Genomic DNA, 23,032 nt, shown 5'->3' on the forward strand with positions numbered 1-23,032 from the left:
CATGCACCCCGCCATCAAACTGATCGGCTCGATCCGGCGCGGCGAGATACGCTGGCTGAACTATCTGCTCGCCAGCGGACTCGCGCTCGGCAGCGATGCCGGGCTGTTCCTGCTGTTGCTCGACGCCGGGCTATCGCCGATGTCGGCGTCGGCGATCGGCTATTGCGCCGGGATATTGGTCCACTGGATGGTGTCGAGCCGGCTGGTCTTTGCCGATGGCGCCGCGGCGCGCGGCTCCGATGAACGCCATCGCCAGAAGCTGCTGTTCGTCGGGTCGGCGCTGATCGGTCTTGCCGTCACGACGGCGATCGTCGGGGGCGGCAGCGCGCTCGGCCTCGACCCGCGCCTCGCAAAGCTGCTCGCGATCGGCATCAGCTTCCAGACGACCTATTTGCTGCGCCGCCATATCGTGTTCCGGACCGCCGCGGCATGACCGACGCCCCCGCGCTTCCTGCGGGCGGCGAGGGGGCGCCGGTTCCCGCGCCTGCGTCGAACGGCATCGCTTTGGGGCCGTGGTTCACGCCGGCGCGAATCGCGCTGATCGTGTGGGCGGCAATGAGCCTGATCGCGATCGTCGCCCAATGGCAGGCGATCGGTGCGCTCGATCTTTCCGACACCGACGATGCGATGCGCATGGCGCAGGTGCGCGACCTCCTCGCCGGGCAAAGCTGGTGGGACCTGTCGCAATATCGCGTCAATCCTTCGGGCGGCGGCGTGCTGATGCACTGGTCGCGGATCGTCGACGCGCCGCTTGCCGCCGGCATATTGCTGCTGAAACCGTTGTTCGGACAGGCGATGGCCGAACGCATCGTGATGGCCTTGTGGCCGCCGATGCTCGGCGCGGCGCTCAGCGTCGCCTGCGCGCTCGGCTACCGCAATCTTTCCGACCGCCGCATTGCCTATGTTGTGCCGCTGTTCCTGATCATGTCAGGTTTCATCGTGATGCAGTTCCGCCCGCTGCGGGTCGATCATCACGGCTGGCAGATATTGCTGGCGATGCTGATCATGGGACAGGCGCTTCGGCCCGCGACATGGCAGGCGGGCTTGCTCGGCGGCCTGTGCGCGGCGGCGCTGCTCGCGGTATCGATCGAAGGATTGCCGATTGTCGCGCTGTTCGCCGGACTCGCCGCGCTGCGCTGGGCCTTGCACGGGCGGTGCGAGGATCGGCGCCGACTCTGCGGCTATATGGGCGCGCTCGCGGGCGGTGCCATATTGTTCCAGTTCCTGACGCGCGGCCCCGCGGGGCTCGCCGGAACCTGGTGCGATTCGCTTTCGGCGCCCTATATGACCGCGTTCGTTGCCGCGACGGCGGGAACCTTCGCCGCGGCCCGGGCCAATCCGGGCCTGCAGTGGGTGCGGTTCCTCCTCCTCGCCGCAGCGGCGGGCCTCGCGGCGGGCGCTTTGGTGTGGACCGAACCGCAATGCGCGAACGGCCCCTTCGCCTCGCTCGATCCGATCGTCGTCGAATATTGGTACAGGAATATTCTGGAGGGTCAGCCGCTTTGGGCGTCGCGTCCGTACGATGCCATCTATGTTCTCGTCCCCTCGCTCGCCGGTCTCGTCGGATCGTTGCTGGCATGGCGCGGCAGCATCGCAGCCGCGGATCGCAAAGCGTGGGCGACGGTGACGATCGCGCTGCTCGGCGCGGCGGCGCTGTCGCTGCTCGTCCTGCGCAGCGTTTCGACCGCGCACCTCTTCGCCTTGCCGGGCTGTGCCTGGCTGGGGCTCAGGGCGTGGGCGTGGGCTCGCACGATCGCGTCGACTGGGCCGCGTATCCTCGCATCGGCGATGGCGGCGCTGACCTTGCCGCTGCTCGGCAGCATCGCGGTTGCGGTCCCGCTCGGCTGGGTTTTTCCGGCGCTGAATGCCGATGAAGAGGAAAGCGCCGTGGCGACGCCGTTCGAGCAGACCTGCCTCGACCCCGCGACGATCGCCGCACTCGATCGCCTGCCGCCAACGACCATCCTGACCCCGATCGATCTCGGCGCGCCGGTGATTTTCTGGACGCACCACAGCCTGGTGGCGACGGGGCATCACCGTAACAAGGAAGCGATGGCCGACACGATCCGTGTCTTTGTCGGCGATCCCGGACAAGCCGAGGCGCTGGTCCGCAAGCAAAAGGCGACGCTGATCATCTTCTGCCGTACCGCCAACGACCTCGTGCAATATCGCGCCGCGCGCAAGGATGCGCTCGCCGCGCAGCTTTATGCGGGGAAAGCACCCGTCTGGCTCGAACCGCTTGCCGTGGGCAAGCAGACCGGGCTGTCGGTGTGGCGGGTCAAGCCGGCAGCGCGCTGACGCCGCGATTCTTATGTTGCCGCGTTTTCCGAGCCGTCAGGTGATTCCACCTGACTGAAAACGCTCTAGGCGGGGCGGAAGGTCAGCGCGGCGCCGTTCATGCAGTAACGCTTGCCGGTCGGTTTCGGCCCGTCGTCGAAGACATGGCCGAGATGGCCGCCGCAGCGTTTGCAATGCACTTCGATGCGCGCATAGCCGAGGTCATGGTCGGTCGAGGTGGCGATCCCGCCCTTCAGCGGCGCCCAGAAGCTCGGCCAGCCGGTGCCGCTGTCGAACTTGGTCTTGCTCGAATAGAGCGGCAGCGCACAGCCCGCGCACAGGAAGGTGCCGGCGCGCTTTTCCTTGTCGAGCGGATGGCTGAAGGGGCGTTCGGTCGCGGCCTCGCGCAGGACACGATATTGCAGCGGTGACAGGCGCTTCTTCCACTCGGCATCGGAAAGCTGCCAGCCGGCCTCGGCGCGCGGGCGCGACGATTTGGCGAAGAGCATCGGTGCGCCGATAATGGCGCCACCCAGCGCAAGTCCGCCGATCAGATAACGACGTTCGATCATAGTCCCGATACGTACGCCTCACTCAAAGGGTTACAAGCCCGCGTCAATATTTCTCGATCTGGACAGGGATCGACCGGAAGCCATGGACGAAGCAGGCGTGGACACGCTCGGGCTCGCCGACGACGTTGACGCGCATGTGCCTTGCCGCCATTTCCTCGAGCAGGATGCGAAGCTGCAGTTCGGCGAGCCGCGCACCGACGCAGCGATGCACGCCGTAACCGAACGACAGGTGCCGCCGCGCGTTGTCGCGGGTGAGGTCCAGATCGTCGGCGTGATCGAACACGCTCTCGTCACGGTTCGCCGAGATATACCAGAGGATCAGCTTGTCGCCCTTGGCGATCTTGTGCCCGAACAGCTCGGCATCCTCGAGTGCGGTACGGCGCATGTGCGCGAGGGGGGTCTGCCAGCGGATGATTTCGCTGACCGCATTGGGGATCAGCGCCGGATCGGCTTCGAGCTTCGCGCGCTGATCGGGGAATTTGTTGAGGCCGTAAGCAAGCCCCGACATGGTGTTGCGCGTCGTGTCGTTGCCGCCGACGATCAGCAGGACGAGGTTGCCGATGAACTCATATTTGTCCATGTGGCTCATCGCTTCGCTGTGCAGCATCATCGATAGCAGATCGGGGGTCGGCGGCTGGCTCGCCTTGTCCATCCACAGTTTCTGGAAATAGACGAAGGCTTCCTCGAGCACCGCGCGACGCTGTTCCTTGAGCTCGGGTTTCTGCGCGAGCTCGACATCGCCCATCCAGTCGGACCATTCCGACAGCTTGCGCCGGTCCTCCCACGGGAAGTCGAAGAGGATCGCGAGCATCTGCGTCGTCAGTTCCATCGACACGCGATCGACCCAGTCGAACGTCTCGCCCCACGGCAGGCCATCGAGCACTTCGCCGGTGCGGTTTCGGATGTCTTCGCTGAGCCGCGTTATCTCGGCGGGGGTGAAGGCGGGGGCGACGGTGCGGCGCTGGTCGGTGTGCTGCGGCCGGTCCATCGCGATGAACATTGGCAGACGGAAATCCTCGTCCTCGTCGCGCTCGAGGATGGTGATCCCGCCATATTCCCACGACGAGCTATAGATGTCGGGCAGCGCCTCGACATGCTGGATCGCCTGGTGGCTGGCGATATTCCAATAGGGACCGTGGGCGCTGTCCTCGCATTTGACGATGCCGCCGAGCTTGCGCAGTTCGGCAAAGGGCGCTTGCCAGCGATCTTCCGAATAGATGGCGGCGGAGCTCATGTCATGGACATGGGAAACAGTCTGGGGTTTGGCTGCGGTCGCCATCGGGCATCCTCTCTTCGCAAAGGACTCGCCGCGACGCTTGCCGCCGTCGGTGGAATCAGTTGCAGAATGCCACTGCTAACAGCTTTGTCAATGACGGTCGGAGGCGGCCGCCGCGGTTATCGCAGCAGCCGTCGCGGCGCGGCGCCAGAATTTCCAGCCGCTGCCGCCGCTGAGCACGCCCGCGCGGAACAGCCGGACCGAAAGGTAAATGACGAGCGCGACCCAGATTGCCTGCCAGCCGAACGCGAGCAAATGAACCGCCCTGGCATCATCGCTCGCGGCGCGCGCCGCCATCGCGAGCGGCGAGGAGAAGGGGAATATCTGCGCGAAGGTCGCGAGGCCGCTGCCCGGCGCACTCGCCGCCGCCGCCGACAGGCTGAACATCCCGACCTGGAAGATGGTGATCGGCAGGCTGAGCATCTGGATCTCGCGCACGGTTCCCGCCTGCGCGCCGACGCCGAGAAACACCGCGCCGAGCAGCAGGAAAGCCATGATGAAATAGGCAAAACCGATGCCGATGAAGAAGGGCCAGCCGGTCGCGGGGGCCGAAAGCAGCGCGGCCGCCGGCTTGCTCGCGGTGCCTGCGGCGGCGATCGCGGCGGGGTCCATCTGCGTCGCGGCGATCAGCCCGCCGCCGATCGCCATCGTCGACCAGAAGGCGATGAAGAGGATCGCGACGCCGAGCAGGCCGAGCAGCTTGCCGAGGAAGACGCTTTCAAGCGGCACCGCCGCGGCGAGAATCTCGATGACCTTGTTGCCCTTTTCTTCGGCGAGCATGCCGACTGCCTGGCCGGCGAGCAGCAGCGTGAGCAGGAAGATGACAAAGACCGCGGCAAAACCCATCGACTGCTGCACCGCGATGCTCGCGCCGCCGCTTGTCAGGCTTTCGAAGCGGGGGGCAACGGGCGGGACGGTGCCCGCGGCGCGGGTGAGCAGCACCTCGCTTGCGAGCAGTGCCAGATACCGGCCCGAGCTGCTGTCTTTCTCGCGTTCGACGATGCGCGGCGCAGCCAGTGGCCCGCTCAGCACCGCATAGGTGTCGCTGCCCTTTTCGCGCGCAATCGCGACCGGGTCGATCGGCTCGGCAGTAACGATGCGGATTTTGAGCGTCACCGGACGTTCGCTGCGCGGCAAGGCGTCGCGCAGGCGGACATCGGCGGCGCGGAGCGCCTCGGCATCGCGTTCATCGACGACTGCGACGATACGCCCCGCGCCGCGTGCGCTGTCGGCGAGCTGCGAGGCGCCGACCCCGCCGATCGCGCCCATGCCGATCATGAACAGCGGCGCGAGCAGGAAAAGGAGGAAGGTCGGCGTCGCGACGATCGACAGGAAATCGCGCCGCGCGATGACGAACATATTCTTGAGGAAAGGGCTCATGCCAGCGCCTCCTCGACCGCGTCGTCCCCGGGGTCGGCATCGAAACTCGCATCAATCTGGCGGACGATATGGACGAAGGCATCGTGGAGCGCGGGGCGGCTGATCGACAGGCCGGTGACGCCAAGGCCGCTTGCGGTGATCCGCGCCAGTAGCGGTTCGACCTCGGCATCTTCGATCGCGAAATGCCAGGCGTCGCCGCGCAGCGCGGCGCCGGCGGGAAGGCTCGCGGCAACCGCGGCTGCGTCGCCGGCGCTGCGGGGCGTGTAGCGCACCTGCATCGGCAGCAGCGCGCGCGCCTCGTCGACCGTGCCCTCGAAACGCCGCGCCGAGCGCGCGATGATCGCGATGCGGTCGCATAGGCGCTCGGCGTGCGCCATGACATGGGTCGAGAACAGGATCGTCGCGCCGCGGTCGCGCTCGCGCCGGACCAGCATCTCCAACCGCTCCTGATTGACCGGGTCGAGGCCCGAAAAAGGTTCGTCGAGCACGATCAGGTCGGGGGCGTGGACGATCGAACCGATCAGTTGGATCATCTGCGCCATGCCTTTCGACATCTTGCGGATCTTTTCGTCGATCACGCGCTCGAGCCCGAGTTCGGTCATGAAACCCGCCGCACGGCGGCGACCCTCGGCCCAGTCGAGCCCGCGCAACGCACCCATGAAGGCGATCGCTTCGCGCGCCTTCATACCGGGATAAAGCCCACGCTCCTCGGGAAGATAGCCGATGCGATGCCGCACCGACTGCGGACGCTCACCGAAGATGCGGCTGGTCCCTTCGTCGGGGTCGATGATTCCCAACGTCATGCGCAGGCTGGTCGTCTTGCCGGCGCCATTGGGGCCGAGCACGCCATAGATGCTGCCCGTCGCCACCGCGAGCGACACATGATCGACCGCCTTGAAATTGCCGAAATATTTGGTGAGGCCATTCGCCTCGACGCTGAAATCGCTCAAGCTTCGGTCCCCAATCATCCGCTCACCAAGCTATGGCACGGTGAGGCGGCTCGCGTATAGAGCGCCAATGGTTGCCGAAGCCTTGCCTCTTGATATGCCTTCACTCGAAGACCGCCTCGAGGCGGTCGCGCGCGCGCATGGCTTCGCCGCGTTCGGTATCGCCGACGCCGGTGCGGCGCCGCTGACCGCCGAACGGCTGAACCAGTGGCTCGCCGAGGGGTGCCACGGCGACATGATCTGGATGGAAAGCCGCGCGGCGCAGCGCGGCTCGCCCAAGGGATTGTGGCCCGAGGTCAAATCGGTGATCGCGCTCGGCATGAGCTATGCCCCGGCGCACGACCCGCTGGCGCTCGAAAACCATCGGACACGCGGTCGCATTTCGGTTTACGCGCAGGGCGGCGATTATCATGACGTCGTCAAAAAGGCGCTGAAGGCGGTCGCACGCTGGTTGGTCGCCGAGGTGAAAGACGCCGAGGTCAAGGTCTTCGTCGACACCGCGCCGGTGATGGAAAAGCCCCTGTCGGCCGCCGCCGGGCTCGGCTGGCAGGGCAAACACACCAATCTTGTCAGCCGCGATCATGGCAGCTGGCTGTTCCTCGGCGCGATCTACACGACGCTCGATCTGGCGCCGAGCGTAGCGGGGCGCGACACCTGCGGCAGCTGCTCGGCGTGCCAGGACGCCTGCCCGACGCAGGCCTTTCCCGCGCCGTACCGGCTCGATGCGCGGCGCTGTATCTCCTACCTCACGATCGAGCATGACGGGCCGATCCCGGTCGACCTTCGGCACGGGATCGGCAACCGCGTCTATGGCTGCGACGATTGCCTCGCGGCCTGTCCGTGGAACAAATTCGCCGACACCGCGCACGCGCACCGCGCCTTCCTGCCGCGCGCCGAGCTGGTCGCGCCGTCGCTGGCCGATCTGCTCGCGCTCGACGATGCCGGATTTCGCCAGGTGTTCGCGGGGTCGCCGATCAAACGGATCGGGCGCAATCGCATGGTACGCAACGCCGCGATCGCGGCGGGAAACAGCGGCGATGTGCGCTTTCTGCCGGTTCTGGAACGGCTGGCCGGCGATGAATCACCGATGGTGGCCGATGCGGCAGGCTGGGCGCTGGCCGAGCTGACGCCGTGACGCCAACCTATTTGCGCAGCGCCTCGATACAGCCCGGCACAGGGGCATCGCGGCCGTCGGGGGTGCGCGCGTCGACATGGGTGGCGAGCGGGTCGGCGCCCTGTTTCGGCGCATAATAATAAATGTCGATGATGCAGGTCGTCCCGGCGAACTGGAGCTTGCGGCCCACGCCCTCGGCGACATCGAGGCGCGGTTTGCCGAACAGGCCGAGCGCGGCATTCGCATTCTGGCCGATCAGGCTGTTGTTCTGCGTCGGGCGCGGTGGGGTGATCGCAGCGGGCGGCGGGGCGGTTCTCGGCGGCGTCGCCCGCGGGATCGCCGGACCGGCGCACCCGCCGAGCAAGATGGCAACGCTGGCGATAGCGAGAAGGCGGCGGTTCTGGATCATCGATGCTCCCATCATTCGTCCCTGGCCCGCAAATGGAGCATGTGCACGGCCATAGCGGCGCCGAGAATCGGCGCCAACAGATTGGCGACGGGAACCACGAAGCTTGCGGCGGACAGCAGGCCCATCGACCAGCGTGCGGGCCGATCGAGCCGCAGCCGGCCGGGGTGGCGCGCGAGCACCATCGCCTCGAGGTCGCGGCCGAGCAGCAACGCATTGACGAAGAGCGCGAAGATCGGCGTGCCGATGCCGGTGACGAGCAGCAGGATATAGATCGGCAGCGCGAGCAGATTGCCGCCGATCAGCCGCACCAGCGAGGCGAGGGCAAGCGTGATGTTTTGACGCCAGCCGACATCGACCGCCTGGCTGGCCGCGGCGGGATAATGGCGTCCCTCGACATCGGCGATGATGCTGTCGGCAAACAGCCCGACGACGACGATTGCAACGGCACGGAACAGCAGCCAGCTGCCGGCGATGATCGCGAGGACGATCAATATACCCGCCATGTCGCGCTCGGCTTCGCCCAGCCATTGCCAGTGCGCGAGCGCCCAGCGCGCGGCGCAGAAGATCGCGACGCCGGAGACCGCCAGAAGCAACAGGGTGAGCGCAAGGCTTTGCAGCAGGATGCGAAGCACGCGCGGGCTCGGCAAGTCCTTGAGCGCGAGGAGGAAAGCGTGAACGGCGCGGGCCATGGCCAAGCGATGGTGGGCGGCAGCGCGCGCGTCAAGCGTGAAGCTTGCCTTGGCGGGCGCCGCCGCCTAAGGCGCGGCGCAGCTTTTTCCACGCATCACAGGATTTTTCATGGCCTCCACCGCCCGTTTCGACGTCGTCGCCATCGGCAATGCGATTGTCGACGTTCTCGCCCGCGCCGACGACGCGCTGATCACCGCCGAAGGCCTGACCAAGGGGTCGATGCGGCTGATCGACGCCGAAGAGGCCGAGCGACTCTATGCCGCGATGGGTCCGGCGATTGAAATGTCGGGCGGTTCGGCGGCGAACACGCTCGCGGGCATGGCGGCGCTCGGTCAGCGTTGCAGCTTTATCGGGCAGGTCGCCGACGACCAGCTCGGCCATGTGTTCACCCACGACTTGCGCGCCTTGGGCGTTGCCTATGAAACCCCGCCGCTTGCCGAAGGCGCGCCGACCGCGCGCTGCCTCATTCTCGTCACCCCCGACGGCCAGCGGACGATGAACACCTTCCTCGGCGCGAGCCATCTGCTCGACCAGGCAATGATCGACGAGGCGTGGATTGCCGATTCGGATATTCTCTATCTCGAAGGCTATCTGTGGGATCCGCCGCTGTCGCGCGCGGCGATGCGGCGCGCGATCGATGTCGCGCGCGGCGCGGGGCGCAAGGTTGCCTTCACGCTTTCGGACGCCTTCATCATCGATCGCCACGGCGCCGATTTCCGCGCGCTGATCGCCGAGGGATTATTCGACATATTGTTCGCGAACGAGGTCGAGATCGGCGCGCTTGCCGAAACCGAAGATTTCGAGGCGGCGGTCGCGAGCGTCGCGGCGCAGGTGCCGCTGCTCGTCGTCACCCGCGGATCGCACGGCGCGATCGCGCTGACCGGCGGCGCGCGCACCGAGGTTGGCGCCGAGCCGATCGACGATGTCGTCGACACCACCGGAGCTGGCGACCTCTTCGCCGCGGGTTTCCTCTCGGGCCACGCACAGGGGCGTTCGATCGCCGACTGCCTGACGATGGGCGCGGTATGCGCGCGCGAAATCATCGCGCAGGTCGGCCCGCGTGCGCAGACCGACCTCAAGGCCAAGGTTGCGGCGCGGCTCGGGTAGGAACCTTCCCCGGTCCGAAGCGTCCTATGCCATCAGCAATAGGAGGCTTTATGGCCGACGAAATTCACGAAACCACTGCGCCCGACGGGACGACACATACGACGACGATCATCGATCGCGAACCGCGCCGTGGCGGCGGATGGGGCATGGGCCTGATCTTGCTGGTTGTTCTGGCGGTTGCGGCCTTTGTTGCGTTCCAGTTCCTGGCCAATGACAAGACCGAAAGCGGCGCGATCACCGAGGCGGCGCAAAAGGTCGGCAACGCCGCCGAGGATGTCGGCGACGCGGCGCAGAAAGCGGTCGACTAGGGTCAGGTAGCGACCGGTTCCGCCGTTTCGGGGTGTTTTTTGAACAGCGCCCGGTCGGCAGGGCCGAAGCCGCGCGTCCAGATCAGCCACGCATAAATGCCGAGGATGAATGGCACGCCGATCAGCAGCTCGGCCCATTCGGGCAGCTGTGTCGCGCCCCAACCGAGGATCGCGGCGCCCGCGGTGGCCCAGACGAGCGCCCAGCGCAGGCTGTTCACCGGCGCGCCGAGGATGTGCGCGAGCAGCCGCGCCTTGACCAGCGAGGCGAAACCGAGCGCGAGCATCAGCGCGACCGCGACCGCCCCGGCATAAGTGATTGGCGGCAGACCCATCGATTTCGCGATCAGGATCAGTGCGACGCTGAGCCCCGCCTGCAACGCGAGCGTCGCGATGCTGATCAGCAGGTTGCGATGGCGAGCGACATAAACGAGCGCCGCTTCGCTGACGACGGCGGTCGCCGCGACGACTTCGGCGGCGAGCAGGAAAGCGAGCGCGGCGGTGCCGCTGACGAATTCGGGGCCGACAAGGCCCATCACCGCCTCGCCCGGAATGCCGAGCGCGAGCGCGACGCCGGCCTGCGCGGCGATGATCCAGAAGCCGACCTGGCTGACCTGTGCCGCCACGGCGGCAAGCCGCTTTTCGGCGAGATTGCGGGTGATGACGGGGCCGAGGATCGGCTCGAAACTGGTCTTCAATTTCTGCGGCAGCGACGCGACCTGCTGCGCCATATAATAGATGCCGTAAATCGTCGGCGAGGTGAACTGGCCGAGGATGAAGAGGTCGAGACGGCGCGTGCCCCATTCGATCGCGTCGGCGGCGGCGAGCGGCGCGTTGCGCCGCGCAACCATGATCAGGTGCGCCGGGTGCGGCTGCCACCCCTGTGGCCCGCCATAGTGGCGGAGCATCGGGACGAGCGCGGTGAGGAAGGCGCCGATCATCGCGGCGGCATAGGAAAGCATCAGCCCGTCGCGCACCGACACGAACCAGAATCCCGCCGCGGCGGCGCTGATCACCCACGGCTCGACGATCGCGCGCGCGCGCACGGTGGCGCCGATGTCGAATTTATAGGCGCAAGCGGCGAGCGCGACATCGGTTCCGGCGATAGCGAAGACGAGCAGCGCCATCCAGCGGTCGGTGCTGTCGACGCCGCCTGCTGGATACATGAGCTGCGGGAAAAGGAAGAGAAGCGCCGAGCCCGTCGCGGAAGCGAGCAAGGCGACGAACATCCCGTCCCACACGACGGTGCGATGGTCGGCACCGGGCGCGCTCAGCTGCTCGGCGAGGCCGCGTTTCAGCCCGAGCGTCGCGAGCTGCGCGACGAGTTCGATGACGAGCACGGCAAAGGCGAAGCGTCCGACCGCCTCGGGCCCATACCAGCGGCCCGCCACATAGAGGAAGGGCAGGCGCGCGACGAGGCGGAGGATGAAGCCAAAAAAATTGGTGCGTCCGCCCTTGGCGAGCGCGGCCGTGTCCGCATCCTGTGGAGGAGCGTCCGGCGAAGCGGGCGCGGCTGCGCTGTCCGTCTGGCTCAAGCCTGCCGCCCCTTCTGCCTCGCCCTGGCGGGCAGTCTAGCGCGGCTGGGGGGAGCAGGCAATTGGTCGAAGCAAATCATTGGCCTTCGGATCGCAGCGGCCGGCTGAGCAGCGCCTGAATGGCTTCGGCGACGCGGGTTTCGCCGGCAACGAGCCGCGCCACCGCGTCGGTGATCGGCATCTCGATGCCGTCGGCGCGCGCGGCGGCCGCCACCACCGGGGCGCTGAACGCACCTTCGGCAACGGTGCGGCGGTCGGCCATCAGCGCCTCGGCCGCTTCGCCGCGCCCCAACCCTTGGCCCAGCGCGAAGTTGCGTGAGTTGGACGAGGTGCAGGTGAGGACGAGGTCGCCAAGCCCCGCGAGGCCCGCGAGGGTTTCGGCCTGCGCGCCGCGCGACAGGCCGAACCGCGTCATTTCCGCAAAACCGCGGCTGATCAGCGCCGCGCGGGCGTTGAGCCCGAGCCCGGCACCGTCGACGATGCCGCAGGCGATGGCGAGGATATTCTTGACCGCGCCGCCGATCTCGGCGCCGATGACGTCGGTCGACGCATAGGGACGGAAGTACGGCCGTGCGAGCGCGTGCGCGATTTCGGCAGCCAAGCCGGCATCGGTCGCGGCAAGCGTGATGGCGGTCGGCAGGCCCGCGGCGACCTCGTGTGCGAAGGTCGGGCCGGAGAGCACGGCGTGCGAGCGCTGCGGCGCGAGGTCGCGTGCCATATCGATCGGGAAAGCGAAGCTGCCCGCCTCCATCCCCTTGCTGCAAAAGATCAGCGGCGCGTCGCCCGCGGGCAGATCGGCGAGCACGGCGCGGAGGTATGGCACAGGTACGACCACGAGCAATGCGTCGAGATCGGCCATATCGGCGAGGTTGCCGGTTGCGGTCAGCGAGGGCGACAGCGCGGCGCTGGGGAGGAAGGCCGGATTGCGATGCTCGGCGTTGATCGCCGCGACCACCTCTTCCTCGCGCGCCCAAAGGCGAACGGGGGCGCCGTCGGCGGCGAGAAGCTGTGCGAGTGCGGTGCCCCAGGCGCCGCCGCCGATCACACCGAAGCGGGTAAAGCGCGACGTCATGCTTTCACTCCTGCGCCGCGCACGGCTTCGGCCTCGGGATCGAGCGGCCAGCGCGGGCGCGCAGAAACCGAAAGATCGTCGGTAAGTCCGGCGGCGAAACGCTCGGCGCCGGCCCAGGCGATCATTGCGCCATTGTCGGTGCACAGCCACAGCGGCGGCGCAACGAAAGGCTTGTCGAATCGCGCGGCGAGATCGGTGAGCGCGGAGCGAATCGGGCCATTGGCGGCAACGCCGCCCGCGACGACGAACGCGGTCGCATCGGGGCAGGCGGCGAGCGCGATCCGGCTGCGATCGACGAGGCAGTCGACGACCGCCTGCTGGAACGAGGCGGCGAGGTCGGGGATGCTGTGCTCGCCTGACGCAGCGGCGCGCGCGACCGCGCTCTTGAGCCCGGCAAAGGAGAAATGCGGCTCGGCGCTGCCGACGAGCGGGCGCGGCAGCGGCACCGCGTGCGGATTGCCCTCGGCGGCGATGCGCTCGACAGCAGGGCCGCCGGGATAGCCGAGCCCGAGCAGCTTCGCGGTCTTGTCGAACGCTTCGCCCGCGGCGTCGTCGATCGTGGTGGCGAGACGGCGGTAATCGCCGACGCCCCTGACGAGCAGCAACTGGCAATGGCCGCCCGATACGAGCAGCAGCAGATAGGGGAAGGCGAGGCCGGGGTCGACGAGACGCGGCGAAAGCGCATGGCCTTCGAGATGATTGACCGCGATCAGCGGCTTGTTCGCCGCGTGCGCGAGCGCCTTGCCGGTGACGAGCCCGACCATCACGCCGCCGATCAGTCCCGGCCCCGCCGTTGCGGCAATCGCGTCGACCTGGGCCAGTGACACACCGGCGTCCGCGAGCACCCCCTCGACGATCGGCGCGAGCCGGTCGACATGCGCGCGCGCGGCGATCTCGGGAACAACGCCGCCATAGGGGCTATGCTCGGCCTCTTGGCCCGCGACGCGATGCGCCAAAATGCGCCTGTCGCTGTCGACAAGCGCCGCTGCGGTTTCGTCGCAGCTCGATTCAAGGCCGAGGATCAGGGTCATATTATTGCGCGTTCCTTTACCCGCCCCTTTATCGACAGGGCAACCCGCGCTAGCAGCGAGCGATGAGTTCACTTCCGACCCCCGAAAACCCGTTGCGCCTCGGCACGCGGGCCTCGCCGCTCGCGATGGCTCAGGCGCATATGGCGGCTGCTGCGCTGATTGCCAGCCATGGTTTCGATTTGTCAGCGATCGAAATCGTGCCGATGACCGCGACCGGCGACCGGATCCAGGACCGCGCGCTCGCCGAGCTTGGCGGTAAGGCACTGTGGACGCGCGAACTCGACGCCGCGCTCGACGCCGGGATAATCGATATCGCAGTTCATTCGCTGAAAGATGTCGAAACCATACGCGATCCGCGCTTTGCGCTCGGCGCGATGCTCGAACGCGCCGACCCGCGCGACCGATTGGTGGTGCGTGATGGAATCGAAGCCGCCACGATCGCCGATTTGCCGAACGGCGCGCGGCTGGGGACGAGCAGCCCGCGCCGCGCGGCGCAGGTGAAGCGGATCCGCCCCGACCTCGAAACCGTGCTGTTGCGCGGAAACGTCGCGACGCGGCTCGCGAAGCTCGCGGCGGGCGAGGCCGATGCGACCCTACTCGCCGCGGCGGGTCTCGACCGGCTGGGGATGCACGATGTGGGCACGGTGCAGGAAGCGACCCTGCTGCTGCCCGCGGCATCGCAGGGCGCCATCGGCATCGAATGCCGCGCCGACGATGCCGCCGTGCTGGCGCTGCTCGCGGCGATTGACCATGCACCGACGCACCGTGCCGTCGCCGCCGAGCGCGCTTTTCTTGCGGCGCTCGGCGGCGATTGCCGCTCGCCCGTCGCGGCCTATGCCCATTGGCGCAGCGACGGCATGCTGCGCCTCGATGCCGAGATTTTCTCCGAAGATGGCGCCGATCATGCCGCGGGTCACACGCTTGTCGTCGATGTGGATGCGCCCGAAACGCTGGCGCGCCGCATGCTCGGCGAGGCCCCCGACACGGTCCGGCGCCTGTTCGCGGCATGATGCGCGGCCTGCCGCTGATCGTGACGCGGCCCGAACCGGGCAACGCCGCGACGGTGGAACGGGCGAGGGTGCTGGGCCTTGATGCCGGGGCGATGCCGCTTTTTGCGGCGCATCCGCTCAGCTGGGAAGTGCCGAGAGCAGCGGATTTTGATGCCTTGCTGCTAACCAGCGCGCAGGCGGTGCGGCTTGCCGGGCCCGCGCTCGCGAACCTCTCGTCGCTCCCCGTCCATGCTGTCGGTGCGGCAACGGCCGAAGCCGCCGAAGCCGCCGGACTGACGGTGGTCAGGGTTGGTCCGGCGGACGCGCAAAGCCTTCTTGATGGCATGACGTCAGAAAATATCCGCCGGATATTATGGCTTTGCGGCCGCGACCGGTCTGAACTCGACCCGCACGGAGCCATGCTGGAGCCGCTCCCCTGCTATGCCGTCGATCCGGTTGACCCACCGGCCGAATGGGCGGCGCAGATCGCCGCGCCAGCAGTCATCCTCGCGCATTCGGCCCGCGCGGCGCGGCGCATCGCCGCGCTTGCCGGCCCGGCCCGCGCGCATCTGGCGCTGGTCGCGATCAGTCCCGCGGTGGCGGCCGAGGCGGGCGCGGGCTGGGCGGAATTGACCGCTTCGGCACAGCCGAACGATGCGGCAATGTTGGCACTGGCCCATGCTTTGTGCCACAAGGGCGGAAAATAGGGTCGTTCGAAAGAGACACATGGCAATCGACAGCATCGACACCTCCTCGCCCGCGGACGAGGCGGTCCCGGCAAGGGGACCATCGTTTCGCGCCTTAGCCATTGGTGCCTTCCTCCTGCTCCTGATCGGCACTGTCGGCGGCGGCTGGGCGGTAAACCGCTGGCTGACCGGCGATGCCGCTCCCGCGATAAAAACGGCCGAAACATCGGTTGGCGGTGAGATCGCGGCTCCGGTTCTGGTCGCCGGTGGCACTGCAAAGGGCATCGCGGCCGGTCAACCGCTGGTGGTGACGCCGGTCGACGGCGCCAACGCGCTCACCGCGCGGGTCGCCGAACTCGAACAGCGGCTGTCGCGTATCACGCTGGAAGCCGAATCGGCATCGGGCAATGCGTCGCGCGCCGAAGGGCTGCTCGTCGCTTTTGCCGTGCGCCGCGCGCTCGATCGCGGGCTGTCATTGGGGTATCTCGACGCGCAGTTGCGGCTGCGTTTTGGCGACGACCAGCCCAATGCGGTGAAAACGATCATCGATACGTCGCGCGAACCGGTGACGCTCGAACAACTCCGCGCCGAACTCGACACGATGGCACCGCAGCTTGTCGGGCGCGGCGGCGACGGAAACGGCAGCTTGTGGACCGGCCTTCGCCGCGAGCTTGGCGAGTTGTTCGTCGTGCGTGCCGCAGGGACACAGTCGCCGCGGGCATCGGAGCGGCTCGAACGCGCGCGGCGCTATCTGGCGGCCGGCGAGGCCGACCAGGCCATTGCAGAAGTCGAGGCAATGCCCGGTGCGGCGATCGCAAACGACTGGCTGATCGATGCGCGCCGCTATCATGAGGCGCGGCGCGCGCTTGACCTGATCGAGACGGCGGCGATATTGGAGCCGCGCGACAGCCCCGCTGCCGCGATGGCCCGCAAAACGGCCGATCCGACCCCCTAGCGCGTATCCCGTAAAGGGCTGCTCGCCTTTAGAGAAAGCCCGTTCCATGGCCCTCGCCGACCCGCAGCGCATCGAGGCGCTGGACCCGCTCGACCCCCTCCAGCTCGATGCCGAGCTGAGCGAAGAGGAGCGGATGGTTCGCGATACCGCGCGTGCCTATGCGGAGGGCGAGCTGTTGCCGCGCGTCACCTCGGCGTTTCTCGACGAGCGCTTCGACCGCGAGATCATGTCCGAAATGGGTGCGCTCGGCCTGCTCGGCGCGACGATCGATCCCGAATATGGCGGCGCGGGGCTGAACTATGTCAGCTACGGGCTGATCGCACGCGAGGTTGAGCGGATCGATTCGGGTTATCGCTCGGCCTGCTCGGTGCAGAGCTCGCTCGTGATCCATCCGATCAACGCCTATGGCAGCGAGGAGCAGAAGCGGAAGTTCCTGCCCGGCCTGACCTCGGGCGAACTCATCGGCTGCTTCGGCCTGACCGAACCCGATGCCGGCAGCGACCCGGGCGGGATGCGCACGCGCGCCGAAAAGATCGCCGGCGGTTACCGCCTCAAGGGCGCGAAGATGTGGATCACCAATTCACCGATCGCCGATGTTTTTGTCGTCTGGGCGAAGTCGGAGGCGCATGACGGCGCGATTCGCGGGTTCATACTCGAAAAGGGCATGAAAGGCCTGTCGGCGCCGAAGATCGAGGGCAAGGTGTCCTTGCGCGCCTCGGTCACCGGCGAGATCGTGATGGATGGGGTCGAGGTCGACGAAGACGCGCTATTGCCGCATGTGTCGGGTCTCAAAGGACCCTTCGGCTGTCTCAACCGCGCGCGCTACGGCATCGGCTGGGGCGCGATGGGCGCAGCCGAATTCTGCTACGAAGCCGCGCGCAATTATACCGGCGAGCGCAAGCAGTTCGGGCGGCCGCTCGCGGCGAACCAGATCGTCCAGCTGAAACTCGCCAACATGCTCACCGAAATCGCGCTCGGCCTGCAGGCGGCGCTGCGCGTCGGCCGGCTGATCGACGAGGGACGGCTCATTCCCGACGCGATCAGCCTGTTGAAGCGCAACAATTGCGGCAAGGCGCTCGATATTGCGCGGGTCGCACGCGACATGCACGGCGGCAACGGCATTTCGGCCGACTATCATGTCATCCGCCACGCGGTGAATCTCGAAACGGTGAACACCTATGAGGGCACGCACGACGTCCATGCGCTGATCCTCGGCCGCGCGATCACCGGCATTTCGGCCTTTGCCTAAGCCGCTGGAGGGCATCCGCGTCGTCGAACTGGCGCGGGTGCTCGCGGGGCCGTGGTGCGGGCAGTTGCTCGCCGACTTGGGTGCCGAAGTCATCAAGGTCGAGCGGCCGGGCGTCGGCGACGACACGCGCAGTTGGGGCCCGCCATTCGTTATGGATGACAGCGAAAATCTCGGGGCGGCCTATTATCATAGCTGCAACCGGGGCAAGCGCGGCGTGGCGATCGATATTGCAACGCCTGAGGGACAGGCGGAGATTCGCGATCTGATCGCTGGCGCCGATGTCGTGATCGAGAATTACAAGGTCGGCGGGCTCGCCAAATATGACCTCGATCCCGCGACGCTGATCGCCGATTTTCCGCGCCTGATCGTCTGCTCGATCACCGGCTTTGGTCAGACCGGCCCTTATGCGCATCGCGCCGGCTATGATTTCATCATCCAGGCGATGGGCGGCGCGATGTCGCTGACCGGCGAGCCCGATGGTGCACCGCAAAAGGCGGGCATCGCCTATGCCGATATCTTCACCGGCATGTATTCCACGGTTGCGATCCTCGCGGCGCTACGGCGGCGTGACGTCACCGGCGATGCCAAGGGTGGGCGCGCGCATATCGACATGGCGCTGCTCGATTGCCAGGTCGGGGTGCTCGCTAATCAGGCCGCCAATTATCTCGCGAGCGGCGTTTCCCCGCGGCGGATGGGCAATGGTCACGCCAATGTCGTGCCCTATCAGGCGTTCGCGACCGCCGACGGCCAGCTGGTGATCGCGGTCGGCAACGACGGCCAGTTTCGTAAATTATGTGTGATCCTGGGCGAGCCCGGTTGGGCCGACGATGCGCGCTTTGTTAGCAATGCGGCGCGGTTGGCGCATCGGGCCGAGCTGATCCCGCTACTCGCAGCGAAGATCGCGACGTGGGGTGCGCAGCCCTTGTCGCTGGCGCTTGAGGCCGAGGGCGTCCCCGCCGGACCGATTAACGACATCGAGGGCGTTTTTGCCGATCCGCAGGTTCAGGCGCGCGGGATGCGCTTTCGGCCTGAAGGCGCGAGCGTCGACGGGCTCGCGAGTCCGATCGTCATCGACGGCGAGCGGATGGTCGCCGCGGAGGGCGCCCCACCGCTCGCAAAATGACCGTCGCCCCCGCGAAGGCGGGGGCCGCTGGCAACCTGGCGCTAGGCTGATAACGGCCCCCGCCTTCGCGGGGGCGACGATTGGATCAGAACTTCACCGTGCCGGTGACGAACACCTGGCGCGGGTTGCCGTAAAAGGCGGTGAGCGTGCCTTCGCGGCCGAGCGCCGAGGTCGGCAGGCCATTGGGGGTCGTGATCGGCACGCCGGTGACCGGATTGACGTTGATGAAGGTGTATCCCGAGGTCTTGTATTCCTTGTTCGTCAGATTTTTGCCGAACACGCCGATGCTCCAGCGATCATCGGGCGCGGTGTAGACGAGGCTTGCATCCCACAGCGCGAAGCCCTTCTGGTCGATATAGGGGTTCGGGATTTCGAACTGATAGGTCTTGCTGCGGTACGACAATGTCGTCCCGAAGCTGAGGTCGCCATCGCCGATCGGGGTCGAATAGGCGATGGTGCCGCTTGCAGTCCATTTCGGCGTATTCTGGACCTCGCGGAAATCGGAGACATCGGTCGGCCTGTTGACCCCGCCCACAAGGATATTGGAGATATATTCCTTATAGTCGGCCTGGATATAGCCGAGCGCGGTCGACAGCGTCAGCCGGTCGCCCGCGGTCGCCAGATCTTCGCCAAGCCGCGCGCGGCCTTCGAATTCCACGCCCTTGAAGGTCGCCTTTCCGGCGTTCGACACGACGCCGCAGAAGCTCGGCAGGCCGCTGACGGTGCAGGCGACCGAGCCCGGGATCTGGACGTCGGTATAATCGGCATAGAAGGCGGCGAGCGCGACATTGACCGCGCCGTCCATCAGGCTGCCCTTGTAGCCGACTTCATAGCTTTCGACCTTTTCGGGGCGGAAGCTCAGGAAAGCGGCGACTTCGTCGTCGGTGGGGCGACCCGGGATGGCGGCCGGCGCATTGACCCCGACGCCGCGCGGGTCGAAGCCGCCGCCCTTGAAGCCCTGCGAATAGCTGGCGTAGAAATTATGGTCGGGGGTCGGCTTGAACGACAGCGAGGCGCGCGGGGTGAATTTGTTGAAGCTGCGCTTGCCGTCGAAATTGGTCCCGGGCGCGCCGAAGGGAAGGCCCGCGCCGCCGAACACCGGCGAGCCGCCACCGAGATAATTCTGCCGCAGGATCGATGCTTCGCGCTCGTCCCATGTGTAGCGGCCGCCGACCGACAGGCTGAACTGTTCGCTGAAATCATAAGTGAAATCGCCGAACACCGCGAAGGTCTGGGTATCGACATCGGCCTCGGTAAAGGCGGTCAGGCCCGCGAGATTGTTGAAGATCCGGACGTCGAACAACGTGTCACCGCTCGCATCGAGATAATAGAAACCGAGCAGGCCCTTCAGCCTGTCGCCTTCGTACAGCAGCTGGAATTCCTGGCTGACCTGTTCGTTGAAATAGAAGCCGGGAACGTCGATGTCGACGCCGGGCAGCGCGTCGAAGTCGATCGGGGTCGCCGACGTGTCCTTGCGCCACGCGCTGATCGACCGGAGCGTGACCGTGTCGCTCAGCTCGGCGGTGACGTTCATCGCGAGGCCGTACGCTTCGATCTCCTGCTTCGGATCATTGAGGCCGCCGCGGCTGTCGAACACGTCGCCCAGCACAGGGGCGTTCGTCAGCAGCGACGGGATCAGGCGGTGGCCGCCGCGCGGATCGCTCTTGTCTTTGGAATAGTCGCCTGAAATACGGATCAGCACCGGGGCGCCATAGCCGCCAAGTTCGACCGTGCCGCGGCCGGCCCAGACGTCCTTGTTGTAATTTTCGCGCCCGGTGGTGAGATTGTCGCCGAAACCGCCGCGCGACAGCCGCGCGACCGATCCGCCGACGCGGAGCAGGTCGCCGATCGGCGCGCTCGCGGTGACGACGAGGTCGGCCTGGTCATAGGTGCCGAGTGTGCCCTTGATCTTGAGCGAGAATTCTTGCGGCAGCTGCTTCGTTACATATTTGACCGCGCCGCCGATCGTGTTGCGGCCATAGAGCGTGCCCTGCGGCCCGCGCAGGATTTCGATGCGTTCGACGTCATAGATGTCGAGCACCGCGGCCTGCGGGCGGTTCAGGTAAACGTCGTCGAGATAGATGCCGACGCCCTGTTCGAAGCCCGAGACCGGGTCCTGCTGGCCGACGCCGCGGATGAAGGCGCTGAGCGTCGAGTTCGAGCCGCGCGACACTTCGAGCGTCGTGTTCGGGGTCGTCTGGCCGACGTCGGTGATGTCGATCGCGCCGGCTTTTTCGAGCGCTTCGCCCGAATAAGCGGTGATCGCGATCGGCACATCGACCAATCGCTCGTCGCGGCGGCGCGCGGTGACGATGATCTCATTGTCGCCGCTGTCGGATCTCGCGCCTTCCTCCTGCGCAAAGGCGGTGGGGGCAAAGGCGAGCATGGACAGCGCGCTCGAGGCGAGGACGGCACGGCGCAGCTGACGAGCGAAAGGACGCATGAAGGACTCTCCCATGTGGCGGGTGACCCCTCGTCACCCTTTTTGGTTTTCTTGGGCCGGTGCTTGCCAAGCCGCGCCGTATCCAATAGTGAAACATGAACCAAGTTTCAACTTGGAATGTTGGGCCGTCGTTTTTTGCTTGCCAGTGGTGCGGAAAAGCCACGATGCAGCGACAGGGGGCAGCGACGGAGGGGAGACGAGGGCAGTTATGGATCAGCCGCCAGTCGCGACAGGGAGTGCCGAGAGCGAGGCGCGCGACAAGACGCCGCGCACCGATCGCGGGCGCCGCACCTTACGAAAACTGCTCGATGCCGCGGCGATCGAGTTCGGCGAGCGCGGTTTCCACGAGGCGTCGATCAGTGCCATAACCCGCCGTGCCGGGACCGCGCTCGGCAGTTTCTACACTTATTTCGATTCGAAGGACGAAATCTTCCAGGCGCTCGTCCGCTATATGAGCGAGCAATTGCGCGACCATGTCACCCCGCTCGTCCAGGCGGCACCCGACGAAATCTCAGCCGAACGCATCGGGCTCGAATCCTTCCTTGGCTTCGTGCGCGAGCATAAGGAAATCTATCGCATCATCGATGAGGCCGAATTCGTCGATTATGCGAGCTATCGCCGCCACTATGAAACGACGGTCGCGCGCGTCCGCCAGCGACTCGAGGCTGGCGCGGCGCGCGGCGAGATTCGGGCCGATGTCGGCGAAATCCACGCCTGGGCGATCGGCGGCATGAACGTCTTTCTCGGCATGCGGTACGGCCTGTGGGACGAAGAGGCCGACATAGCGGAGATTGCGCGGATCGCGAACGACCTGCTGGCGAACGGGTTGAAACGGCAGGGCTGACGCTTGTTCCCTTCCCGCCTGCGGGAGGGGAGAATCAGCCTCGCGAAATCAAAAAGATCGCATGTTCGGCGCGCCAGCTTGCTGCAGCATCGCTCGTCGGCTGGTCGCCCGACAGATACCATATCGCCTCGACGCGGATCCCCTGGTCGCGCACGAGGTCGCGAAAATCGCTGACGGTCACATGGTGGATGTTCGGCGTTTCGTACCAGGCAACGGGCAGCAGTCGCGTCACCGGCATGCGGCCGTTCCACAGCAGCGCGAGCCGCACCCGCCAATGCGCGAAATTGGGGAAGCTGACGAAGGCGCGCGGCGCGATGCGGAGCAGTTCGCCCACGACGCGGTCGGGGCGCTCGGTCGTCTGCAGCGTCTGCGAAAGGATCGCATAATCAAAGGCGTCGTCGGGATAGTCGGCAAGGTCGCGGTTGCAGTCGCCCTGCACGACCGATTGCCCGCGTGCGATCGCGGCGGTGACGTTGGCGGGGTCGATCTCCAGCCCGCGCGCGTCGACATTCTTCGTATCGTGCAGCGCCGCCATCAACTCGCCGTCGCCACAGCCGACGTCGAGCACGCGCGCGCCCGACGGCACCGCATCGGCGATGATGGCCAGATCGGGGCGGAGCTTCATGATTGGGTCCGCCCATAGACGCCCGGAAAATGACGCTGCATAAATGGTTTGCTATCCTCGATGGCCGTCCAGCCGAGTGCTGCATAAAGCGGATGCGCATCGCTGGTCGCAAGCATCCACCGCCTGAGCCCTTGTAGATCCGGATGATCGTGAAGCGCCGTCACCATCCGGGCGGCCAAGCCGCGCCGGCGATGCGATTCGAGCACATAGACGTCGGCGAGATAGGCAAAGGTGGCGTAATCGGTGATCACTCGGGCGAATCCGGACTGATCGCCTTCGGGCGCAAAGCTTCCGATGCAAAGCGACCCTGCAATGGCGCGCTCGACGAGCGCGAGCGAGATATTCTCGGCCCAATAGCTCCGCGTCAGAAAGGCATGAATTGCCGCGATCTGCATGTCGGCCC

General features: G+C 66.6%; 23 protein-coding genes. 11 read left to right on the forward strand and 12 right to left on the reverse strand.

Annotation, left to right across the window (positions count from 1 at the left end):
* Window position 1: 1 nt before the first annotated feature.
* Both V6M50_RS02400 and V6M50_RS02405 read left to right on the forward strand, forming a co-directional pair.
* Window positions 2–433, forward strand: coding sequence for a GtrA family protein (locus tag V6M50_RS02400; RefSeq protein ID WP_332816938.1), 432 nt, complete (start codon window positions 2–4; stop codon window positions 431–433).
* The gene (locus tag V6M50_RS02405) at window positions 430–2,298 is read left to right on the forward strand and encodes a hypothetical protein (protein WP_332816939.1); all 1,869 of its coding nucleotides are present in this window, start codon (window positions 430–432) and stop codon (window positions 2,296–2,298) included. Before V6M50_RS02400 ends, V6M50_RS02405 begins: the two co-directional genes overlap by 4 nt.
* Window positions 2,299–2,363: 65 nt before the next feature.
* On the opposite strand, the gene msrB is transcribed toward V6M50_RS02405, so the two are convergent.
* The 4 genes from msrB to V6M50_RS02425 form a co-directional block, all read right to left on the reverse strand.
* On the reverse strand, window positions 2,364–2,849 hold the full coding sequence (gene msrB / locus V6M50_RS02410) for a peptide-methionine (R)-S-oxide reductase MsrB (RefSeq protein WP_332816940.1): 486 nt from the start codon (window positions 2,847–2,849) through the stop codon (window positions 2,364–2,366).
* Between the two features lie 43 nt (window positions 2,850–2,892).
* The gene (locus V6M50_RS02415; protein ID WP_332816941.1) at window positions 2,893–4,128 is read right to left on the reverse strand and encodes a cytochrome P450; all 1,236 of its coding nucleotides are present in this window, start codon (window positions 4,126–4,128) and stop codon (window positions 2,893–2,895) included.
* 87 nt (window positions 4,129–4,215) lie between these two features.
* Complete coding sequence (locus V6M50_RS02420; protein ID WP_332816942.1) at window positions 4,216–5,505, reverse strand: ABC transporter permease; 1,290 nt, start codon at window positions 5,503–5,505, stop codon at window positions 4,216–4,218.
* Window positions 5,502–6,473, reverse strand: a complete 972-nt coding sequence (locus V6M50_RS02425; protein WP_332816943.1) for an ABC transporter ATP-binding protein — start codon at window positions 6,471–6,473, stop codon at window positions 5,502–5,504. Before V6M50_RS02425 ends, V6M50_RS02420 begins: the two co-directional genes overlap by 4 nt.
* A gap of 76 nt (window positions 6,474–6,549) precedes the next feature.
* Between V6M50_RS02425 and queG the strand changes: the two genes are divergently transcribed.
* Window positions 6,550–7,587, forward strand: coding sequence for a tRNA epoxyqueuosine(34) reductase QueG (queG, locus tag V6M50_RS02430; protein WP_332816944.1), 1,038 nt, complete (start codon window positions 6,550–6,552; stop codon window positions 7,585–7,587).
* Window positions 7,588–7,594: 7 nt separating this feature from the next.
* On the opposite strand, the gene V6M50_RS02435 is transcribed toward queG, so the two are convergent.
* Entirely contained in the window at window positions 7,595–7,975 is a 381-nt protein-coding gene (locus V6M50_RS02435; protein ID WP_332816945.1) for a hypothetical protein, read from the reverse strand.
* Window positions 7,976–7,986: 11 nt separating this feature from the next.
* Window positions 7,987–8,664 (reverse strand): EI24 domain-containing protein, encoded by a 678-nt coding sequence (locus tag V6M50_RS02440; RefSeq protein ID WP_332816946.1) that lies wholly within the window; start codon window positions 8,662–8,664, stop codon window positions 7,987–7,989.
* Between the two features lie 109 nt (window positions 8,665–8,773).
* Here V6M50_RS02440 and V6M50_RS02445 point away from each other — a divergent pair, with 109 nt between their 5' ends.
* Both V6M50_RS02445 and V6M50_RS02450 read left to right on the forward strand, forming a co-directional pair.
* On the forward strand, window positions 8,774–9,772 hold the full coding sequence (locus V6M50_RS02445; protein ID WP_332816947.1) for an adenosine kinase: 999 nt from the start codon (window positions 8,774–8,776) through the stop codon (window positions 9,770–9,772).
* A 50-nt stretch (window positions 9,773–9,822) separates the two neighbouring features.
* A complete protein-coding gene (locus V6M50_RS02450; RefSeq protein ID WP_332816948.1) occupies window positions 9,823–10,080 on the forward strand; it encodes a hypothetical protein in 258 nt (85 codons plus the stop codon).
* A 2-nt stretch (window positions 10,081–10,082) separates the two neighbouring features.
* On the opposite strand, the gene V6M50_RS02455 is transcribed toward V6M50_RS02450, so the two are convergent.
* The 3 genes from V6M50_RS02455 to tsaD all read right to left on the reverse strand — a co-directional run bounded on the left by V6M50_RS02455 (window position 10,083) and on the right by tsaD (window position 13,715).
* Complete coding sequence (locus V6M50_RS02455) at window positions 10,083–11,612, reverse strand: lipopolysaccharide biosynthesis protein (RefSeq protein ID WP_332816949.1); 1,530 nt, start codon at window positions 11,610–11,612, stop codon at window positions 10,083–10,085.
* 76 nt (window positions 11,613–11,688) lie between these two features.
* Complete coding sequence (locus V6M50_RS02460) at window positions 11,689–12,684, reverse strand: NAD(P)H-dependent glycerol-3-phosphate dehydrogenase (RefSeq protein ID WP_332816950.1); 996 nt, start codon at window positions 12,682–12,684, stop codon at window positions 11,689–11,691.
* Window positions 12,681–13,715 carry a tRNA (adenosine(37)-N6)-threonylcarbamoyltransferase complex transferase subunit TsaD gene (gene tsaD / locus V6M50_RS02465; RefSeq protein ID WP_332816951.1) on the reverse strand — a complete coding sequence of 345 codons (1,035 nt, stop codon included), beginning with the start codon at window positions 13,713–13,715 and terminating at the stop codon, window positions 12,681–12,683. Before tsaD ends, V6M50_RS02460 begins: the two co-directional genes overlap by 4 nt.
* 62 nt (window positions 13,716–13,777) lie before the next feature.
* Here tsaD and hemC point away from each other — a divergent pair, with 62 nt between their 5' ends.
* The 5 genes from hemC to V6M50_RS02490 are packed head-to-tail and all read left to right on the forward strand — an operon-like array spanning window position 13,778 to window position 18,717.
* Window positions 13,778–14,725, forward strand: a complete 948-nt coding sequence (hemC, locus tag V6M50_RS02470) for a hydroxymethylbilane synthase (RefSeq protein WP_332816952.1) — start codon at window positions 13,778–13,780, stop codon at window positions 14,723–14,725.
* On the forward strand, window positions 14,722–15,411 hold the full coding sequence (locus tag V6M50_RS02475) for a uroporphyrinogen-III synthase (protein WP_332816953.1): 690 nt from the start codon (window positions 14,722–14,724) through the stop codon (window positions 15,409–15,411). The genes hemC and V6M50_RS02475 overlap by 4 nt, the downstream gene beginning before the upstream one ends.
* A gap of 19 nt (window positions 15,412–15,430) precedes the next feature.
* Window positions 15,431–16,345: a mitofilin family membrane protein gene (locus tag V6M50_RS02480; RefSeq protein ID WP_332816954.1), complete on the forward strand. Its 915-nt coding sequence runs from the start codon at window positions 15,431–15,433 to the stop codon at window positions 16,343–16,345.
* 46 nt (window positions 16,346–16,391) lie between these two features.
* The gene (locus V6M50_RS02485) at window positions 16,392–17,594 is read left to right on the forward strand and encodes an acyl-CoA dehydrogenase (RefSeq protein ID WP_332816955.1); all 1,203 of its coding nucleotides are present in this window, start codon (window positions 16,392–16,394) and stop codon (window positions 17,592–17,594) included.
* Window positions 17,587–18,717, forward strand: a complete 1,131-nt coding sequence (locus V6M50_RS02490; protein WP_332816956.1) for a CaiB/BaiF CoA transferase family protein — start codon at window positions 17,587–17,589, stop codon at window positions 18,715–18,717. The genes V6M50_RS02485 and V6M50_RS02490 overlap by 8 nt, the downstream gene beginning before the upstream one ends.
* 85 nt (window positions 18,718–18,802) lie before the next feature.
* On the opposite strand, the gene V6M50_RS02495 is transcribed toward V6M50_RS02490, so the two are convergent.
* Window positions 18,803–21,160, reverse strand: coding sequence for a TonB-dependent receptor (locus V6M50_RS02495; protein ID WP_443030470.1), 2,358 nt, complete (start codon window positions 21,158–21,160; stop codon window positions 18,803–18,805).
* A gap of 208 nt (window positions 21,161–21,368) precedes the next feature.
* Here V6M50_RS02495 and V6M50_RS02500 point away from each other — a divergent pair, with 208 nt between their 5' ends.
* The gene (locus V6M50_RS02500; protein ID WP_332816957.1) at window positions 21,369–22,004 is read left to right on the forward strand and encodes a TetR/AcrR family transcriptional regulator; all 636 of its coding nucleotides are present in this window, start codon (window positions 21,369–21,371) and stop codon (window positions 22,002–22,004) included.
* A 34-nt stretch (window positions 22,005–22,038) separates the two neighbouring features.
* Here V6M50_RS02500 and metW read toward each other — a convergent pair whose 3' ends face one another.
* Entirely contained in the window at window positions 22,039–22,629 is a 591-nt protein-coding gene (gene metW / locus V6M50_RS02505) for a methionine biosynthesis protein MetW (RefSeq protein WP_332816958.1), read from the reverse strand.
* Complete coding sequence (locus tag V6M50_RS02510) at window positions 22,626–23,024, reverse strand: GNAT family N-acetyltransferase (RefSeq protein WP_332816959.1); 399 nt, start codon at window positions 23,022–23,024, stop codon at window positions 22,626–22,628. Before V6M50_RS02510 ends, metW begins: the two co-directional genes overlap by 4 nt.
* Window positions 23,025–23,032: the final 8 nt, after the last annotated feature.

Origin of the sequence: Sphingopyxis sp., assembly GCF_036675685.1 — a bacterium.
Taxonomy (GTDB): Bacteria; Pseudomonadota; Alphaproteobacteria; order Sphingomonadales; family Sphingomonadaceae; genus Sphingopyxis.

Bases quoted from the DNA above. Each gene is read 5' to 3' on its own strand.
- V6M50_RS02400 (WP_332816938.1), top strand. From the start codon at position 2: ATGCACCCCGCCATCAAACTGATCGGCTCGATCCGGCGCGGCGAGATA.
- V6M50_RS02405 (WP_332816939.1), top strand. From the start codon at position 430: ATGACCGACGCCCCCGCGCTTCCTGCGGGCGGCGAGGGGGCGCCGGTT.
- msrB (WP_332816940.1), bottom strand. From the start codon at position 2,849: ATGATCGAACGTCGTTATCTGATCGGCGGACTTGCGCTGGGTGGCGCC.
- V6M50_RS02415 (WP_332816941.1), bottom strand. From the start codon at position 4,128: ATGGCGACCGCAGCCAAACCCCAGACTGTTTCCCATGTCCATGACATG.
- V6M50_RS02420 (WP_332816942.1), bottom strand. From the start codon at position 5,505: ATGAGCCCTTTCCTCAAGAATATGTTCGTCATCGCGCGGCGCGATTTC.
- V6M50_RS02425 (WP_332816943.1), bottom strand. From the start codon at position 6,473: ATGATTGGGGACCGAAGCTTGAGCGATTTCAGCGTCGAGGCGAATGGC.
- queG (WP_332816944.1), top strand. From the start codon at position 6,550: ATGCCTTCACTCGAAGACCGCCTCGAGGCGGTCGCGCGCGCGCATGGC.
- V6M50_RS02435 (WP_332816945.1), bottom strand. From the start codon at position 7,975: ATGATCCAGAACCGCCGCCTTCTCGCTATCGCCAGCGTTGCCATCTTG.
- V6M50_RS02440 (WP_332816946.1), bottom strand. From the start codon at position 8,664: ATGGCCCGCGCCGTTCACGCTTTCCTCCTCGCGCTCAAGGACTTGCCG.
- V6M50_RS02445 (WP_332816947.1), top strand. From the start codon at position 8,774: ATGGCCTCCACCGCCCGTTTCGACGTCGTCGCCATCGGCAATGCGATT.
- V6M50_RS02450 (WP_332816948.1), top strand. From the start codon at position 9,823: ATGGCCGACGAAATTCACGAAACCACTGCGCCCGACGGGACGACACAT.
- V6M50_RS02460 (WP_332816950.1), bottom strand. From the start codon at position 12,684: ATGACGTCGCGCTTTACCCGCTTCGGTGTGATCGGCGGCGGCGCCTGG.
- tsaD (WP_332816951.1), bottom strand. From the start codon at position 13,715: ATGACCCTGATCCTCGGCCTTGAATCGAGCTGCGACGAAACCGCAGCG.
- hemC (WP_332816952.1), top strand. From the start codon at position 13,778: ATGAGTTCACTTCCGACCCCCGAAAACCCGTTGCGCCTCGGCACGCGG.
- V6M50_RS02475 (WP_332816953.1), top strand. From the start codon at position 14,722: ATGATGCGCGGCCTGCCGCTGATCGTGACGCGGCCCGAACCGGGCAAC.
- V6M50_RS02480 (WP_332816954.1), top strand. From the start codon at position 15,431: ATGGCAATCGACAGCATCGACACCTCCTCGCCCGCGGACGAGGCGGTC.
- V6M50_RS02485 (WP_332816955.1), top strand. From the start codon at position 16,392: ATGGCCCTCGCCGACCCGCAGCGCATCGAGGCGCTGGACCCGCTCGAC.
- V6M50_RS02495 (WP_443030470.1), bottom strand. From the start codon at position 21,160: ATGCGTCCTTTCGCTCGTCAGCTGCGCCGTGCCGTCCTCGCCTCGAGC.
- V6M50_RS02500 (WP_332816957.1), top strand. From the start codon at position 21,369: ATGGATCAGCCGCCAGTCGCGACAGGGAGTGCCGAGAGCGAGGCGCGC.
- metW (WP_332816958.1), bottom strand. From the start codon at position 22,629: ATGAAGCTCCGCCCCGATCTGGCCATCATCGCCGATGCGGTGCCGTCG.
- V6M50_RS02510 (WP_332816959.1), bottom strand. From the start codon at position 23,024: ATGCAGATCGCGGCAATTCATGCCTTTCTGACGCGGAGCTATTGGGCC.